Source organism: Arthrobacter sp. BG5, assembly GCF_056680155.1.
On sequence record NZ_CM155268.1, the window covers coordinates 2,973,886 to 2,988,261 of the forward strand.

At 60.7% G+C, this 14,376-nt stretch carries 10 protein-coding genes and 1 pseudogene; 7 read left to right on the forward strand and 4 right to left on the reverse strand.

Features of this window, described 5'->3' with window-relative positions; genetic code table 11:
* Positions 1-129 precede the first annotated feature (129 nt).
* The 3 genes from AC1MBE_RS13790 to AC1MBE_RS13800 all read left to right on the forward strand — a co-directional run bounded on the left by AC1MBE_RS13790 (position 130) and on the right by AC1MBE_RS13800 (position 7,070).
* Entirely contained in the window at positions 130-3,285 is a 3,156-nt protein-coding gene (locus AC1MBE_RS13790) for a DEAD/DEAH box helicase (protein ID WP_479779082.1), read from the forward strand.
* A 357-nt stretch (positions 3,286-3,642) separates the two neighbouring features.
* Positions 3,643-5,661 (forward strand): ATP-binding protein, encoded by a 2,019-nt coding sequence (locus AC1MBE_RS13795; RefSeq protein WP_479779083.1) that lies wholly within the window; start codon positions 3,643-3,645, stop codon positions 5,659-5,661.
* Between the two features lie 2 nt (positions 5,662-5,663).
* Entirely contained in the window at positions 5,664-7,070 is a 1,407-nt protein-coding gene (locus AC1MBE_RS13800; RefSeq protein ID WP_479779084.1) for a hypothetical protein, read from the forward strand.
* A gap of 255 nt (positions 7,071-7,325) precedes the next feature.
* On the opposite strand, the gene AC1MBE_RS13805 is transcribed toward AC1MBE_RS13800, so the two are convergent.
* Positions 7,326-7,679 carry a hypothetical protein gene (locus AC1MBE_RS13805; protein WP_479779085.1) on the reverse strand — a complete coding sequence of 118 codons (354 nt, stop codon included), beginning with the start codon at positions 7,677-7,679 and terminating at the stop codon, positions 7,326-7,328.
* Between the two features lie 518 nt (positions 7,680-8,197).
* On the opposite strand from AC1MBE_RS13805, the gene AC1MBE_RS13810 reads away from it, so the two are divergent.
* Positions 8,198-9,244 (forward strand): ParB N-terminal domain-containing protein, encoded by a 1,047-nt coding sequence (locus tag AC1MBE_RS13810; RefSeq protein WP_479779086.1) that lies wholly within the window; start codon positions 8,198-8,200, stop codon positions 9,242-9,244.
* The gene (locus AC1MBE_RS13815; RefSeq protein WP_479779087.1) at positions 9,244-10,314 is read left to right on the forward strand and encodes a hypothetical protein; all 1,071 of its coding nucleotides are present in this window, start codon (positions 9,244-9,246) and stop codon (positions 10,312-10,314) included. The genes AC1MBE_RS13810 and AC1MBE_RS13815 overlap by 1 nt, the downstream gene beginning before the upstream one ends.
* On the opposite strand, the gene AC1MBE_RS13820 is transcribed toward AC1MBE_RS13815, so the two are convergent.
* Positions 10,292-11,149, reverse strand: coding sequence for a DNA adenine methylase (locus tag AC1MBE_RS13820; protein WP_479779088.1), 858 nt, complete (start codon positions 11,147-11,149; stop codon positions 10,292-10,294). The two genes, AC1MBE_RS13815 and AC1MBE_RS13820, sit on opposite strands and share 23 nt — an antisense overlap.
* A 448-nt stretch (positions 11,150-11,597) precedes the next feature.
* Here AC1MBE_RS13820 and AC1MBE_RS13825 point away from each other — a divergent pair, with 448 nt between their 5' ends.
* Both AC1MBE_RS13825 and AC1MBE_RS13830 read left to right on the forward strand, forming a co-directional pair.
* Entirely contained in the window at positions 11,598-11,786 is a 189-nt protein-coding gene (locus tag AC1MBE_RS13825; protein ID WP_479779089.1) for a hypothetical protein, read from the forward strand.
* Positions 11,786-11,950 carry a hypothetical protein gene (locus tag AC1MBE_RS13830; RefSeq protein ID WP_479779090.1) on the forward strand — a complete coding sequence of 55 codons (165 nt, stop codon included), beginning with the start codon at positions 11,786-11,788 and terminating at the stop codon, positions 11,948-11,950. Before AC1MBE_RS13825 ends, AC1MBE_RS13830 begins: the two co-directional genes overlap by 1 nt.
* A 337-nt stretch (positions 11,951-12,287) precedes the next feature.
* On the opposite strand, the pseudogene AC1MBE_RS13835 reads toward AC1MBE_RS13830, so the two are convergent.
* Both AC1MBE_RS13835 and AC1MBE_RS13840 read right to left on the reverse strand, forming a co-directional pair.
* A pseudogene (locus tag AC1MBE_RS13835) lies at positions 12,288-13,219 on the reverse strand (NAD(P)-binding domain-containing protein); the annotation flags it as partial.
* A gap of 32 nt (positions 13,220-13,251) precedes the next feature.
* Entirely contained in the window at positions 13,252-14,070 is an 819-nt protein-coding gene (locus tag AC1MBE_RS13840; protein ID WP_479779091.1) for a GIY-YIG nuclease family protein, read from the reverse strand.
* Between the last annotated feature and the right edge of the window lie 306 nt (positions 14,071-14,376).

Sequence of the window (14,376 nt, forward strand, 5' to 3'; positions counted from 1 at the left end):
GTCTTACTGGTGCTACTAAAGTGCCCGCACCGACACGGCCGGCCTTGGAACGATGAGCGTATACCTTTGTTGCACGCCACGGCATTCCGACGGTTAGCGTTTTACAGCGCTACGAAATACCCTTGCGCAGTGACTAGCTATATTGGGGGAGTGGCAGCGTACCAGTTGTTCGAGGGCCTGTACGAACTCCTTAACACGGATGCCCTTGGTGAGCGCCTGAGCCAAGAGCAAGAACTCCAACCGGTCTTTGCGGACATTGAGGACGAAGACTCCCCGGACATCCTCTCCCGCCATGTTGGAGACGCCGTCCGGCGGGCTCTGAGCGCCGCCAATCCAACCGAACGCGTCGCGCTAGCGAACAAGCTTCTCGAGGAACTGAACACGGAAGACCGGATCGCACCCGGCCCCACCCAACTCCAGTCCCTCCACCGCCCTGACAACCTCAAACGCCGCAATCTCCGCCGACCCACCACCAAGCTGAGCGACTCCGCACTGCATACCAACAGCAAGGACGACCCCAACCTCGCCGCGGAACTCAGGACCGAGATCGAGTCGGCCAACACTGTGGACCTGCTCTGCGCATTCGTCCGCTGGACCGGGTTGAGGCTGCTCGAACCAGCGCTGCAACAGCTCAAGGAGCGGGGCGCTAAACTCCGGGTCATCACCACCACCTACATGGGCGCCACCGAGCGCCGCGCCATCGACGAACTCGTCCACCGCTACGGCGCCGAAGTGAAGATCAATTACGAAACCCAAGCCACCCGCCTGCACGCCAAGGCCTGGCTGTTCCGTCGTCACTCCGGTTTCGACACCGCCTATGTCGGCAGTTCAAACCTCAGCCAGGCCGCGCTTCTGGACGGCCTGGAATGGAACGTGCGGCTCAGCTCCGTCGGCACGCCCACCTTGCTGCAGAAGTTCGAGGTCACGTTCGACAGTTACTGGGAGCAGCGCGCGTTCCAAAGCTACGATCCGGAACGCGACGGCGAGAAGCTGGACGCCGCCCTGGAACGCAACGGCGGCCGGCGGACAGCGGTACCCGGGGCAGCCACCGGCCTCGAACTCCAGCCCTTCCTCCACCAGGAAGAGATGCTGGAGGACCTGGAAGCCGAGCGGCTCAAGGGCTTCAACCACAACCTCCTGGTCGCCGCCACCGGCACCGGCAAGACCGTCATCGCGGCACTGGACTACAAGCGTCTCTGCGAAGCGGCCGGCAAGGACCTGAAGCTGCTCTTCGTCGCCCACCGCCAGGAAATCCTCAAGCAGGCCATGCGCACCTACCGCGACGTGATGCAGGACGGCGCCTTCGGTGAACTCTACGTCGGGGAGCACAAACCCCGTCAGTGGAAGCACATTTTCGCCTCGGTCCAGTCCCTCTCGTCCCTTGGCATCGACACGCTGGAACCGGACTTCTTCGACGTCCTCGTCATCGATGAATTCCACCACGCCATGGCACCCACCTACCGCCGGCTGTTGGACCACCTGCAGCCGCAGCAGCTCCTCGGGCTCACCGCGACGCCGGAACGCGGCGACGGCGTCGACGTCGCCCAGCAGTTCTTCGACGGCCGCACCGCCAGCGAACTGCGCCTCTGGGACGCCCTGGACGCCGATCTGCTGGTGCCGTTCCACTACTTCGGCGTCTCGGACGACGTCGACCTCAGCCAGCTGGAATGGAAGCGCGGCAACTACGACACCGCCCAGCTGAGCAACCTCTACACCGGCAACGACGCCCGCGCCGCGAAGGTGATCCGCGAACTCCGCGACAAGGTCACCAGCACCGAGCAGATGCGGGCCATCGGCTTCTGCGTCTCGGTCCAGCACGCTCACTACATGGCCGAGGTCTTCAACCGCGCAGGGATCGCCTCCGTCGCTGTCGACGGCAGCACGGACGACGCCGACCGTGCGGCGGCCTTGAAACGGCTCGCCGCGCGGGAGATCAACTGTATCTTCGCCGTCGACCTCTTCAACGAGGGTCTGGACCTGCCTCAGGTGGACACCATCCTGATGCTCCGGCCCACGCAGAGCGCCATGATCTTCCTCCAGCAACTGGGACGCGGGCTGCGCCGCGCCGAGGGCAAAGCGGTGCTGACCGTCCTGGACTTCATCGGCCAGCAGCGCCGTGAGTTCCGCTTCGACCTGCGCTACCGGGCGCTCACCGGCTACGGGCGCAAGGAGCTGGAAAAGGCTGTCGAGGACGAGTTCCCCTACCTGCCGTCGGGCTCGCAGATTGTGCTGGACCGGGTGGCGCAGAAAGTAGTGCTGGACAACATCAGGGCGCAGCTGCGGTTCAACCGTGCCCAGCTGGTCCGGGACATCGCCTCGTACGCCGAGACGGGACTGGAGGCCTACCTGCAGCGGTCCGGGAACGACGTGAAGTCAATCTACCGTTCCACCAAGGATTCGTGGACCGGCTACCTTCGCCAGGCCGGGCTGATCGAGGGGTTCTCGCCGTTGGAGACCGTCCTCCGCGGCAAAATCGACGACCTCTCCGACGCCGACGAAAAGAAGCTCCTCGGCCGGATGGCCGCGCTGATCCACGTGGACGATCCGGAACGCGCCGAGGCATACTCAATGCTCGTCGGCCCCGACGCGCCCCGCTACGCCGAACTCGGCATGCGTGAGCAGACGTTCGCCCGCATGCTCTTCTACACGCTCTGGGACGACGGCGGCGGTTTTCAGTCGTACGACGCCGGCCTGGATTACCTGCGGGGCTACCAGTTCGTCTGCAGCGAGATCCGCCAGGTCGTGAAGCTCGGTGTGGCCGCGTCCAAGCATTCCGCAAAGGGTTTGAGTGCGGGGCTGCAGCACGTTCCGCTGCTCTCGCACGCGACCTACCGGCGTGAGGAGGTCCTCGCGGCACTCCAATATGGGTCGCTGGAGCTCGGCAAAAACGTCCAGCACCGCGAGGGTGTCGCCTGGTGCCCGGCAACGTCCACGGACGCCTTCTTCGTCACGCTCAACAAGGACGACAAGAAGCACTCGGCCACGACCATGTACAAGGACTACGCCATCAGCCCGGAGTTGTTCCACTGGGAGTCGCAGAACGCGACCTCGCCCGTAAGTCCGACGGGCAAGCGTTACCTGGATCGGGACTCGCACGGCTCGAAGGTCCTGATCCTCACGCGGGACACCTCCGAGGATGAGACCGGACTGACCGTGCCGTACACGTGCCTGGGCCAGGTGGACCACGTGCAGCACTCAGGGGAGAAGCCGATTGCGATTACTTGGAAGCTGCACCGGCCGATGCCGGCGGATGTGTTTGCGACGGCTGCTGCCGTGGCGCAGTAAGAATGTCGTTAGGCGCCGCTAGTATTTCCGACATGGGGGACAACAGTGGCTTGGGCATAACCGTGTCGATTGACGATTTCATCGGCGGCTCGCCTGACCTATGCCTGGAACTTGCCAGGAATCTTCCACTCGGAACACGTTCGGGCGTCCCGGGCCTGACCCGACGTCGCCGTTCCTGCGCCACGATCGTGGGGGCAAGATGAGCCGGCTTTCGAAGGTCTTGAGAGGGTCCGCGTTCACACGGTGATCGACTTGAGGCGGTCGGCCGGTTGTGCCGAGCTGCCGGTGACCTGAAGCGGGCAGGCTTAATAAATCGTCAACTTCGGGTCTACGATCCAACACTATTGAAAGGTACCAATGACTAGCATCGTCACCGCCGTCGCCAATAAGACGAAGGCCCTCAGCCCGCTGGCCGAGCTCATCAATAAGAAGTGCACGGCCATTGGTGGAATCTATCGCCTGGACTACTCCCAAGCAGTAGTCCTCACGGACGATTTCCGGAAGCACGAAGCCGGTGGCGTGCCACTCGGGGGATACCTCCTCGCGGCAGCTGGAAATCAGACTGATGCAGGCTTCCTCCTTGATGATGAAGAACTCATCCTTCTCCGCGTTCGAGGCACTGCCTCCTTGCCGAACGAGGCTGATCTGGTCCAGACGCGCCTGGCCGTCGTGCGAGACGCAACAACTAGCGGGAGGTCCTTCGATGAGGTCACGGACACGCTTACTCGGGACGAACTGCAGCAGTCAGCATTTGACTGCGAAGTGATTGGGACCTTCTATGCGATGGAGCAAGGAAGCTCAACGCTAGAATTCGGGGCCGACATCGATAACGTCGTCTCGTCTGCGAAATACCAAGTTTTCCTCCCTTCCCCGGAAGTTCTCTCGTGGCTCGCCTCATTTCCTGAGTCCGGTCAGGACAACACCTTGCCGCTGGGAACCGTGCGTTTTGCATCCACGACGCGCCGCGCCCGCATGGCGGGTACAGCCGACGCCGAGGTTCGTGTTCACGTGTCAGACTTCATCTCACGCAAGACCGCCGTGTTCGGTATGACGCGTACAGGTAAGTCGAACACCATCAAGACTCTGGTGACTGCGGTGTTCCAGCACGGTGTAGCTCGGGGAGATCGAATTGGTCAGCTCATCTTCGATCCCCAGGGCGAATACGCAAATGTCAACGAGCAAGATGGCACTGGTTTGCGCCTCCTCGGGGACACTGCGGACGAAGTTCGCGTCTACAAAGAAAAGCCTGATCCTGCGAAGCATGTCGAACGACCGCTGCGAATCAACTTCCTCGATTCAGCTAGCCTGCAGACTGTGTGGCACATGGTTCAGCAAGAGGTGGCCACATCGGGATCGGCCGGCTCGCAGTACATGGCGGGCTTCCGTGCCATCAGCATGGCGGAGCCTCCCTTGACTGATTACTCGGCCCTCAACCATTTCGAGCGAAACAGGCTGGCGTTCTACGCCCTGCTTCATCGCGCCGGTGTCTCCGGCAACCTTTCCAATGTGCGGGTGACCCTCAGCAAAGATCTTGTCAAAGAGCTGACAGAGCCGAACGCGAAATTCACAGGCGTGACCGGACGGGACAAGTACGCTTGGATTGGCTCGACCCACGCGGCGAAGGAACTGCTCGAATGGCTCCGTGGGAAGAATGGCGCCGGTGCGCTGTCTGACTCGTGGAAGTCTGCCTTCGACAGTGGCGAGCTTGGCGACATCCTCAAGGCAATGGAGGGCCGGGCTGGTGACGCCGCGATAAAGCGGCTGAAACCATTCCACGATCCAGCGGCCGTCGGTGACATCGGGGAGCTTGTATGGGGTGATATGCAGGCTGGTCGGCTAGTCATCATCGATCTGTCGCAAGGAAACGGTAGCGTTGTAAAGACTTTGTCCGAGCGTATTGTCACCGCCCTCCTGGACTATGCGAGGGATGATTTCTCCGCAGGTAAGGACCCCTGCCCATTCCAAATCGTCGTAGAGGAGGCACATAACCTTTTCGAACGGGGAAAACGAGAAACGGACTCTGATCCGTGGGTGCGGCTGTCGAAGGAAGCCGCGAAGTACAAGGTCGGCATGATGTATGCCACACAGGAGGTGTCTAGCGTCGACCAGCGCGTCCTTTCGAATACGTCAAACTGGTTGGTCGCGCACTTGAATTCGGACAATGAGACACGGGAGCTCTCGCACTACTACGATTTCAAGACTTGGGCGGACAGTCTTCGCCGCTGCGAGGACATCGGATTCGTGCGTATGAAAACCTATTCCGGGAAGTACATCGTCCCGGTGCAAATCGCCAAGTTCGACCACAACATGATCAACGAGGCACGCATTACGGCCGGTCTCCTGCCCTTGGTGCTTGACAACACGGAGAGTTACTGACGATGCCGTACTCCAATGAGCGGGCCTCTCGACTTGGTCACGTACCGACGGTCAGTAATCAGGCAGTTCAGGACGCCTTCGCACGATGGGAAGTTGCGCAGGCGAAGCCGGAAGACAGCGATCGCGTGACTTCGTTGTGCGTCCCTATCGACTCCCTCTCGACGGCCTGGCCCTCCACTGAAGTCAAGTTCGCCATTACCGTCGATGGGTCCGATTCGGAGGTGGAAGTCACGCGTCACCATCCGACAATCAAGGTCGGATACCTCCGCATAGCCGGCTCCTTCCTGGATCTCGACAAGATTTCCGAGGCCGGGAATGGACCCTTCGTGAATCCGCTTCGGATCCGCGAAGCTCATTCGGAAGCGGCATTTGACGCCGCGCTCCCTGGATCGGGGTTGGTCCGTCCGGGCACCAGCGGGCGCGACACCTGGCGTCAGGAGGTGGATCACTTCCTTCGCAACAGCCGTTTCGACCAGGACTCGACCAGTACTCTGGCGGACGCCCTGTTAGCCATGCACGGAACCCCCGGGAACCCGGCTGCTGATGTGCCAATTCGCACTTGCCCAAGTTGCGGCTTCAAATTCTCTTCTGGTGACGAACCACGGGTTACATCCACGGGCGGTACGTGTTCGCGATGTAGGGCGCCTCTCTATCTTGCTGACGTGCTTCGCACCCACGATGAATACTCGGAGGAAGGGTCGAACCAAACCGCGATCACAAGAGTGATGCTAGTCGCCGAGCGGCTGATGACACTCAGCTACCTGGAGCACTTCTACTCGAAGCTCGATGCTCCCGAGGACGTCTTGCGCCACACTATGTTCATCACGGATGGTCCCCTGGCACTTTTTGGGGCGGTAGCTCCTCTGAAGCGCCGTCTTCAGTCCTATCATGACGCGCTCCAGGAGTGGGGGGATACAAAAGGCATCGCCGCGCCGTTACTCGTAGGGATTGAGAAGTCGGGGCGGTTTGTCGAACACGCCGAGCTCATTTCGGACCTTATTCCAAAGGGCAGTGTCATGCGTTTGACAACGGACTACATCAACCGCATGACTGGTCGCCCGGCAGGACATCAGTACGGTCGCGACGAGTTCTATGGACGAAGGTTCATCTTCCGAACTACGTCGGGGGACCCACTGGTGATCACGGTTCCCCCGAAATCTGGTGTCCTCCCGTACGAAGGTGCCGTGTCCGAGGAGTTCGATAGCTATCCGACGCTTCGTGTTGTGTGTGAAGTGCTCGATGGTGTCCGTACCCGCCTATACGCGAACGCTGTCATCCCTGTAGCCCTCGCGCATAACGCTGCTTCGCTTCCCCTCGGCGTCGGTCACTCGGTATTGCGGGCGATGGCCCAGAACGGGATGAACTTGCATAACGATTCTCAGATCCGATACCGGTCCCCGTTCAAGTGAACGAAGTCAGCTGTGCAACGCTTCCCGGTTCATGGGTGCCATCCGAGACGTCCGGGGGCGTCCAATCTACAAGCGCTGCTTCGACGTGCGCGCCGCATTGTCGAGCCCCGACCTTCCTCGTAGTTGGCACAAATGCGCAGAAGGATGCGTCCGCGCGAGTCATTCACTTAGAAATGAATTAGCTGCCAGGCGACTGTCACCTGTGAGTGTGGCACACCAATTCAACTTGAAAACGTGGACTTGGTTCTGGATGTTCTACAGCTTGTCGATCCAGGTGTCTTCCTCGCGCGTATCCCATGCTGAACCAACAGCTGGGCTCTTGTTGCTCATTCGATCCTGGATGCGGCGCAGAATTGGTCGGACGTCTTTCGCATGGAGCTCGCGGATGTTCTCCACCGAACGGGGGAAAGTGCACGACTCGATGATGTCCTTGCGATCTTTCATGGAGTCGACGCCAGCGGCGGCGAAGGCGTCTCGCAAAGATCGGATCTGAGCCTCGGTGACGGACGGTATCGAAAGTGGAGCCTGCTTCGTTGGCAGTTGGAGGTCGAACAGACCATTGGAATCTGATTGCATCGTACAATGTTCGCAGATCGAGAAGCTGGCCATCTAAGAGACATCGTAAGTCATCGTAGGCTGCATCGAGACGGGCCGTAGAAGCGCATGAGAGAGCCTTGTTCGTACGAAATTTGTCAGCTTGAGGCGGGTAGGGGGACTCTGCCAGCGGTGGTGGCACTCTAGCGCTAGTTTCGATGTGGGGCCTCGCGCCGGCCCTGTGTACTGAGCAGACTGATGTTCACGCTTGGAGCGGACCCCAAGAGGCATGACATGGTGAGTTATGCCCAGCGATTCTGAGTGTCTTCTTGGGCTTCAAGTGCCGCAGTATGGCAGATTATTCAAGAGACACTGCCGAAGATTGGGTATTCTGCTGAAGATCGTAGGGGACGGAGCTGAGCAACATGACTAATAACCAGGACCGAGCGGCTCTGGCGGAGCAGACCGCCGCCTGAAGACTATCTAGAATTCGTCGCGCGCTAGACCACAGAATGTTCATGGGCGCGTCGCAGCTCCACGAGAGCAGTAAAAACCACCGGACACACGAATCGGCAACGAGACAGGGCCACAGAATGACTGAGACACGACTTGTATCCGAGCTCAAACTAGATCCTCGGAATCCTCGTCTTCCGGATGAGTTGTTTGAGAGCGAAGAAGCGACAATCGCTGAGCTCGTGGCGAGTGCGGACCTTGACGAACTAGTTCAGTCCATAGGAAACGCTGGATGGCTCGATTTCGAGCCACCCATTGTTGAGCAAGACACCAACGTTGTGGTGGAGGGCAATCGGCGGCTAGCTGCGCTCCGAGTACTTGCTGATGGTGACCTTGCCAGGAGGGTAGGGGTGGCCCTACCCTCACCATTACATGACAATGCGTGCCCAGACAAGATTGAGGTTAACCTTGTTGTTGATCGACGGGCGGCTCGCGACTTCATTGGGTTCAAGCACGTAAATGGCGCTCAGAGATGGGACTCCTATGCAAAAGCCCGCTTCGCGACCGAATGGCTAGATGAAGGCGATGAGATTTCTGATATCAGCCGTCGTCTCGGTGACAATCACAACACAGTTGGTCGTCTGGTGAATGGTATTCGAATTCTTGATCAAGCCGAGAAGGCTAATCGGTTTCATCGGTCCAAAATGCCGAAACAGCGTTTTTACTTTTCGCACCTATACACCGCACTTCATACTGCTCCCGCCCGAGAATTCCTAGGACTCGACGAGCCTAGTGACCAAGTTCTGGGCCATAGCCCCGTTCCGAAGGAAAACCTTCCTCGGCTTGAGGAACTCCTGACCTGGATCTACGGGCAGGAGGACTCACCGGCGCTTGTGAGGACTCAGAACCCAGATCTGGGACGATTGGTAAAGGTTCTCGCGAGTGAAAAGGGGGTCAGGCAGCTTCGGGTCACGGAAAGCCTCGATCGTGCCTTCGAAGAGATCGAAGACAAGGCCAAAGTCTTCCGTGAGGCTTTCTACAGGACGCAGGATGCTGTCGCTCGCGTCGTCCGGCTGGGCGGACGCTACGACCCCACTGATGAGCTGTTAGATGACGCTACCGAGCTCCTGCATCAAATGCGGTCCCTCGTGGCTTCCATGAAGGCTATGCATTCGGAGGACATCTAGTGATAAGTGGTTTTCGTCATGGGGCGACGAGAGCTGAAGAGGCCGACTGGATTGAGCTGACGGCCTTAAGTAGGCGCGGACCCGTCTACGAAAGCGAGTTCCTTGGACTCTTTCGTGACCTCAATGAGGATGAGAAGGGAACGTTCCGTGACCCAGTAAGCCTAGATGAAGTTGAAGCTGAAATACTCGAACCAAAGCAGGAAGCGGCAACGCAGAGGGCCGTTGAGGAACTTGCCTTTCGACAAAGTGTCCTTGGCGACTGCTATCCCTTTGAATTCATCGAAAAACGGACCCGCTGGGAGTTGCGTCCCCGGGTCGCTTCGAACGCGGACACGAAGCTCGCGCATTCGATCTACATAACGGCTTTGATAATTTCTGGTTGCCGAACGCGGCTGCTGCAACCAGGGAAAGAGGAAGCGCTGTCGACGCAGATCGACAGAGTTATGCAGATTATGGCATATCTTATTGCCCCTGAAATCGTCTCGGGCGAAGCATTCTGGTTCGGCCACCCCCGTCCCGAGCAAACCGGAATGCTCGATGCAGTGAAGTCCCTGGCTACCAAAATGGGATTTGGACAGGCCTACGACGAACGCCCACCCGGGGTTGCGAAGATGGCAAAGGATGGAACAGTAGATCTAATTGCGTGGCGTCCCTTCGCGGATCTTCGTTACGGCGCCCTCGTGCTCTACGGGCAAGTGGCATCAGGGAAGAACTGGCCCGAAAAGCCTATCGCCTCATATCTGGAGAGTAGGTTCTTAGCGTGGTTCGAGCATCCTCCAGCAAACCGAAAACACTTGGAAGCAATCTTCATCCCCTTCATGCAGCACCATGAAACGGAAGAGGACAGCAAATACTCGTTTCGGGAGAATTCGCTCGCTGAGTCCAGAGACCGGAGCAGAGATTATGGCATGATTGTTGATCGGCTAAGGCTTACAGAGCTCGGCCAAGCGATGCACAAGCGTGCAGCCGTTCTGCCAGAAAGCGGGCTTGAATACTGCCGCGAAGTTATCCGCTTTAGAAGGGCGGGGGAAGAATTCAGCCGACAGGTTAGTGTTCCAGGCCGTTCCTGAGTGAATCACTACATATGAGCAGCTCGCGGGCTTTTCCACTCCGATGTGCCGAGTAATTCAGCGAGAAGGTGCCCTGGAAGCGGTCTGGATAGAGGGCAACGATCTCAGGTGCGTTGTCATAGCTCAGCAGCCAATTGCCCTCGGGGTTGGCGTTCAGAACAGCTGCGAGCGACTCGTGGTCATTGGCCCCAAAGGCGTTGAGGTAGAGAAAGCTTCCTTTGTCGAAATACGGAGGGTCGGCGTAGATGAATGAAGAGGAATTTTCGATGTAGTCGCCGATGGCTTCAAGACCGTCCCTGTTCGTTACCTCGATCTTGTGGGCCTGTTCGCCGATTTCCTGAATCCTGGCTGTCAGCGCGGCTTTGTTGTACCGAGCGCCAATTTTGTATGTTCCGGCTTGCGCGCGTCCCCCGATCACTCCGGCGTTGAGTACACCCGAGCGATTCGTTCTGTTCAGGAAAAATGTGGCAAATCCCAATGCGAGAATTCCGGCATCTGTTCCTGCCTTGTAAACCATTTTTTGCTTATCCCATTCAGCTAGGGTTACAGGTGTTTCCCTAACAAGCTTGAGAAAAGAGTCCGTGTTGTTAACGATGGAATCCCAGACGGCGAAAATGGCTGGGTCCAGATCGTTTATGACGATTCGCGCCACGTCGCCACGGTCGAGTAACGCGAGAGCCGCGCCCGCCCCGCCAGCGTAGGGTTCCACATAGGTCCGATTGTGCAAACCCAGACGTGACATGGTCGAAGCCAGGAAGTCAGTCATAGCGGATTTGCCGCCAGGGTAGCGCAGCGGGCTGGCGCCCTTCACCTGCCGGATGGCAATGTCCAGCACTATTTCCTCCGGTTGGTTTTGCGTCCAAGAATCGTCCCAAGTATACGCAGGAGGTCTGACGGAACGCTCGGACGGGCGTCTGTCTGCGAATGATCCCGGCAGACGCATCGATCCGTTCACATATCTTCCTTGAAGATCCATCGACAACTTGCGCGCAGCCGGTTGTCCGGGGCCTGATGCTATTCCAGGCACCAGCGGCCTACTCGCCGCGTGGAAGTAGAATGAACAAGTGTTGCTCCACGCCGGCGAGCCAGTAACTACGGTCAGCCCAGACTGCCCGCCCGACTTGAAGGAATGGCCTCGCGCTGAAGCGGCGGCGCTGGTCGGCACCTTAAGCGCTGCAGGGCCGGTTCCCCCAAAGTGCGGAACAAGGGAGGTCCCGACCACGAAAACGGGTCGCCTTGATTAGTCTCAAACACGATGCGGACGGCTTCGCCCGGCTGACCCCATGGGACTGAGCGGCGCCGGCGCCGGCCATCTCGAATCGCTGCTGTATCCGTGGGACCCGCCCGTGGCCTCCGGCGTCACGGACGGCAATGAAGTCCGGCCCCTTGAAGCCCTCGCGCAAGCGGGAGCGGCACCGCTGGAAGCCCGTTCCCTGGTGGTCTCCATCGCTCGAATTCAAGCGCCGACGTGATGCGGCGGAGATTCGCCAACTACCACCAGCCCGTCAGCGCGGTCCTGCCGCTGGTCCGAGGGCGGCTCCCCAACATCGCCGTTGGCCACTCCGCCCACGTAGGCAAGGCCGGCTACATCGCCGCCGCGCCGTATCCGCTGATGGAAGCGTGCAAAACGGTCTGACTTCCTGGTTGGACGGTGTCCAGCTGATGGCCCTCGACGAAACCGAGCCCAACTACCGGCGGATCCGGCTCGACTCCTAAGCCTGCGCGCTCGTAGCGGACTACGGGGAACATCCGGAGGAGTTTTCGCTGTTCACGTCGCGCTGGGGCGTGCTGACCGACGGCGATGGCGGGAAGCTTCCCTTCCTCGACCAGCCTGCCCTCTTCGGGCTCCTCACCGGCAGCGCCACCGGGGACCTGCTGGAGGAGGGGAAGTCCGTATTCGACGGGCCGCCGGAGCTTGTCGCGCAACTCGCGATGCCCTCGGTCCAGGCCTGGGCCAGGGAATGGTTCAGCTCGTGCTGCGCAATGTACTCGGCATCGCGGCCCACGCCCACCACGATGGCCGAGCCGTGCCCGGTCGGCCAGGGCAACCCGACGGTGTACAGGCCCGGGTGTTCGGTGACGCCGCGGTGGTGCCGGGGGTAGTTCCATTCGTCCAGCACCGGGATGTCCAGGATGCTGAAGTCCAGCCGGTAGCCCGTGGCCCAGAGGACCGACGTGACGTTGGCGGCTTCGAGGTTCAGCCGCGCCGGCGCCGAGGGAAGCCAATCGTCCTTGCGCGGCGGTTCCGGCTCCGGTGCCGACATGCCGGCGGCGGCAATATAGCTGCCGAACATCGGCTTCATCCGCTGATAGAAGGCCGTCTCCACCTGGCCCAGGCGTTCCGGAAGGCCATCACTGAAGACGAGCTCGCCGTCGTCGGCTGCTTCCAAATGGCCGTGCAGCCGGACGCCGCGGCGGCCGAGGTTCCGCAGGTGGATGCCGTGGCCGCCGTCGGCGCCGGACACCAGCGGGTTGCAGGCGAACCTCGCCGCGGGGGAGGGCAGCTGCCCCACGGTGAGGCCGTTCAGTCCGTAGCCGGGGCTGAATTGTGCGAGCTGCATCATTCAATAGGGGAGGTCCTGGCCGCGGTACCGGCGCGGTGCTTCCGGGCAAGTGGACACGGCCAGGTGGATTCGCGGCCGACGGCGAGCAGTTCCTCGGCGATCTGGCCGCCGGACTGGCCGGTGCCGACGATGAGCAAGGTACCGTCGGGCAGTTGGCCCGGGTTGCGGTAGCTGTCGGCGTGAAGTTGCAGGAGGTGGCTGGGCAGTTGCGCCGACAGCGCGGGGATTTTCGGCGTCTGGTAGCCGCCGGTGGCGAGCACCACGTTCCTGGCCCGCCAGCTGCCCACGGTTGTGGCCACGTTGAAGCCGCCGCCGTCCGCGGGCGCGATCCGCGTGACATCCGCACTGTGACTCCCCTACCAGCAAGCTCCAATCAATGGAAGCGGGAGCGAAGGTAACCCTCCTGCTCGGGTGTGAGAGGGCCCCAGCGATCGCCCTCAAACGGCAGCTTGCCGTACCTGTCTCGGAGTGCCTGCCGGATCGTCTTAGGGCTCTTGCCGATCTCGCGTGCTAGCTCGACCGGTGTGAGTCCACGTGCTCCTGCGGCGCGGGCCTTGGCAGACTGGCGAGGCAGGGGCGTGGAGGCCCCGACCGTGGACGCCTCCCCGACTTGCGAGCCTGATGCCTCCCGGGTCATCGCCTCGCGCGCACGGCGCAGCCGAGGGTTGTGCATAATGTTCAGTGGCGGTATCCAGCGGTGGATGACTGCGACCTCAACCTCTGCGAGTGCCTGCGCGAGCAATGGGGGTCTCTCCCACACTGCGAGCGATAGGCGCTCGTGCATCCAGGCCGTGAGCCGGGTATCTCCAGCGGGCGTGAGCCCGTAGTTCGAAAAGTGGTTTGGCTTATCGGGGTTGCGGGGAACCGCGTGAAGGTCGAGAGCGTCGCGCAGCAGTGCGGCGAACGACCGCCGTACCGTCGAACTGCCCGTACGCGGCTTCTTGGTCGGGCTGGCCGCGAAGTGGGTGTCGAGTTCCCGGCTCACAAGGTCATCCTCGCTCTTGCCGACGTACAGCGCGGAGCCAGGCTTCGGGTCGAGGCCCAGGGCGGCCCATGCCTCGGCGTCGCCATAAATGGCGTACAGGCCGGGAACGGGTCGCACGCGGCCCTTCGCCTGTGCAACGGGCCAACGCTCCCCTGACAGAGCGGCGATGGCCGCTTCCACTTGCGGCGAGACCTCGGGTGGGATCATGAGGGGGATACTAACAGGTGCTCCGCGTCCTCCTCAGTCGCGGTGGCCCGGCGCATGCGAGCGTGTGGCCGCCGGAGCCGAAGATGGTCGACTTGCTGAAGCGCGAGAGCCATTTCTGCGCTGGGTGCCTGTCGATGCATGATGCAGTCGCATGATGCGACAGGTTTACAGGACTCGCGCGTCCGCGGCGGCTGAGACCGACGCTAGCCCGTTGGTCGAATTTAGGACTGCAGCGACTTCATCGGCCCCATCTGGCTGCGGCTGATCTGGCACTCGCCGGACCCCAGGATCCGGCCGGACCGGGAG

Coding starts and splice junctions, on each gene's coding strand:
- AC1MBE_RS13825 (WP_479779089.1), top strand. CDS start 11,598: ATGGGACTGAGCGGCGCCGGCGCCGGCCATCTCGAATCGCTGCTGTAT.
- AC1MBE_RS13800 (WP_479779084.1), top strand. CDS start 5,664: ATGCCGTACTCCAATGAGCGGGCCTCTCGACTTGGTCACGTACCGACG.
- AC1MBE_RS13830 (WP_479779090.1), top strand. CDS start 11,786: ATGCGGCGGAGATTCGCCAACTACCACCAGCCCGTCAGCGCGGTCCTG.
- AC1MBE_RS13840 (WP_479779091.1), bottom strand. CDS start 14,070: ATGATCCCACCCGAGGTCTCGCCGCAAGTGGAAGCGGCCATCGCCGCT.
- AC1MBE_RS13810 (WP_479779086.1), top strand. CDS start 8,198: ATGACTGAGACACGACTTGTATCCGAGCTCAAACTAGATCCTCGGAAT.
- AC1MBE_RS13805 (WP_479779085.1), bottom strand. CDS start 7,679: ATGGCCAGCTTCTCGATCTGCGAACATTGTACGATGCAATCAGATTCC.
- AC1MBE_RS13795 (WP_479779083.1), top strand. CDS start 3,643: ATGACTAGCATCGTCACCGCCGTCGCCAATAAGACGAAGGCCCTCAGC.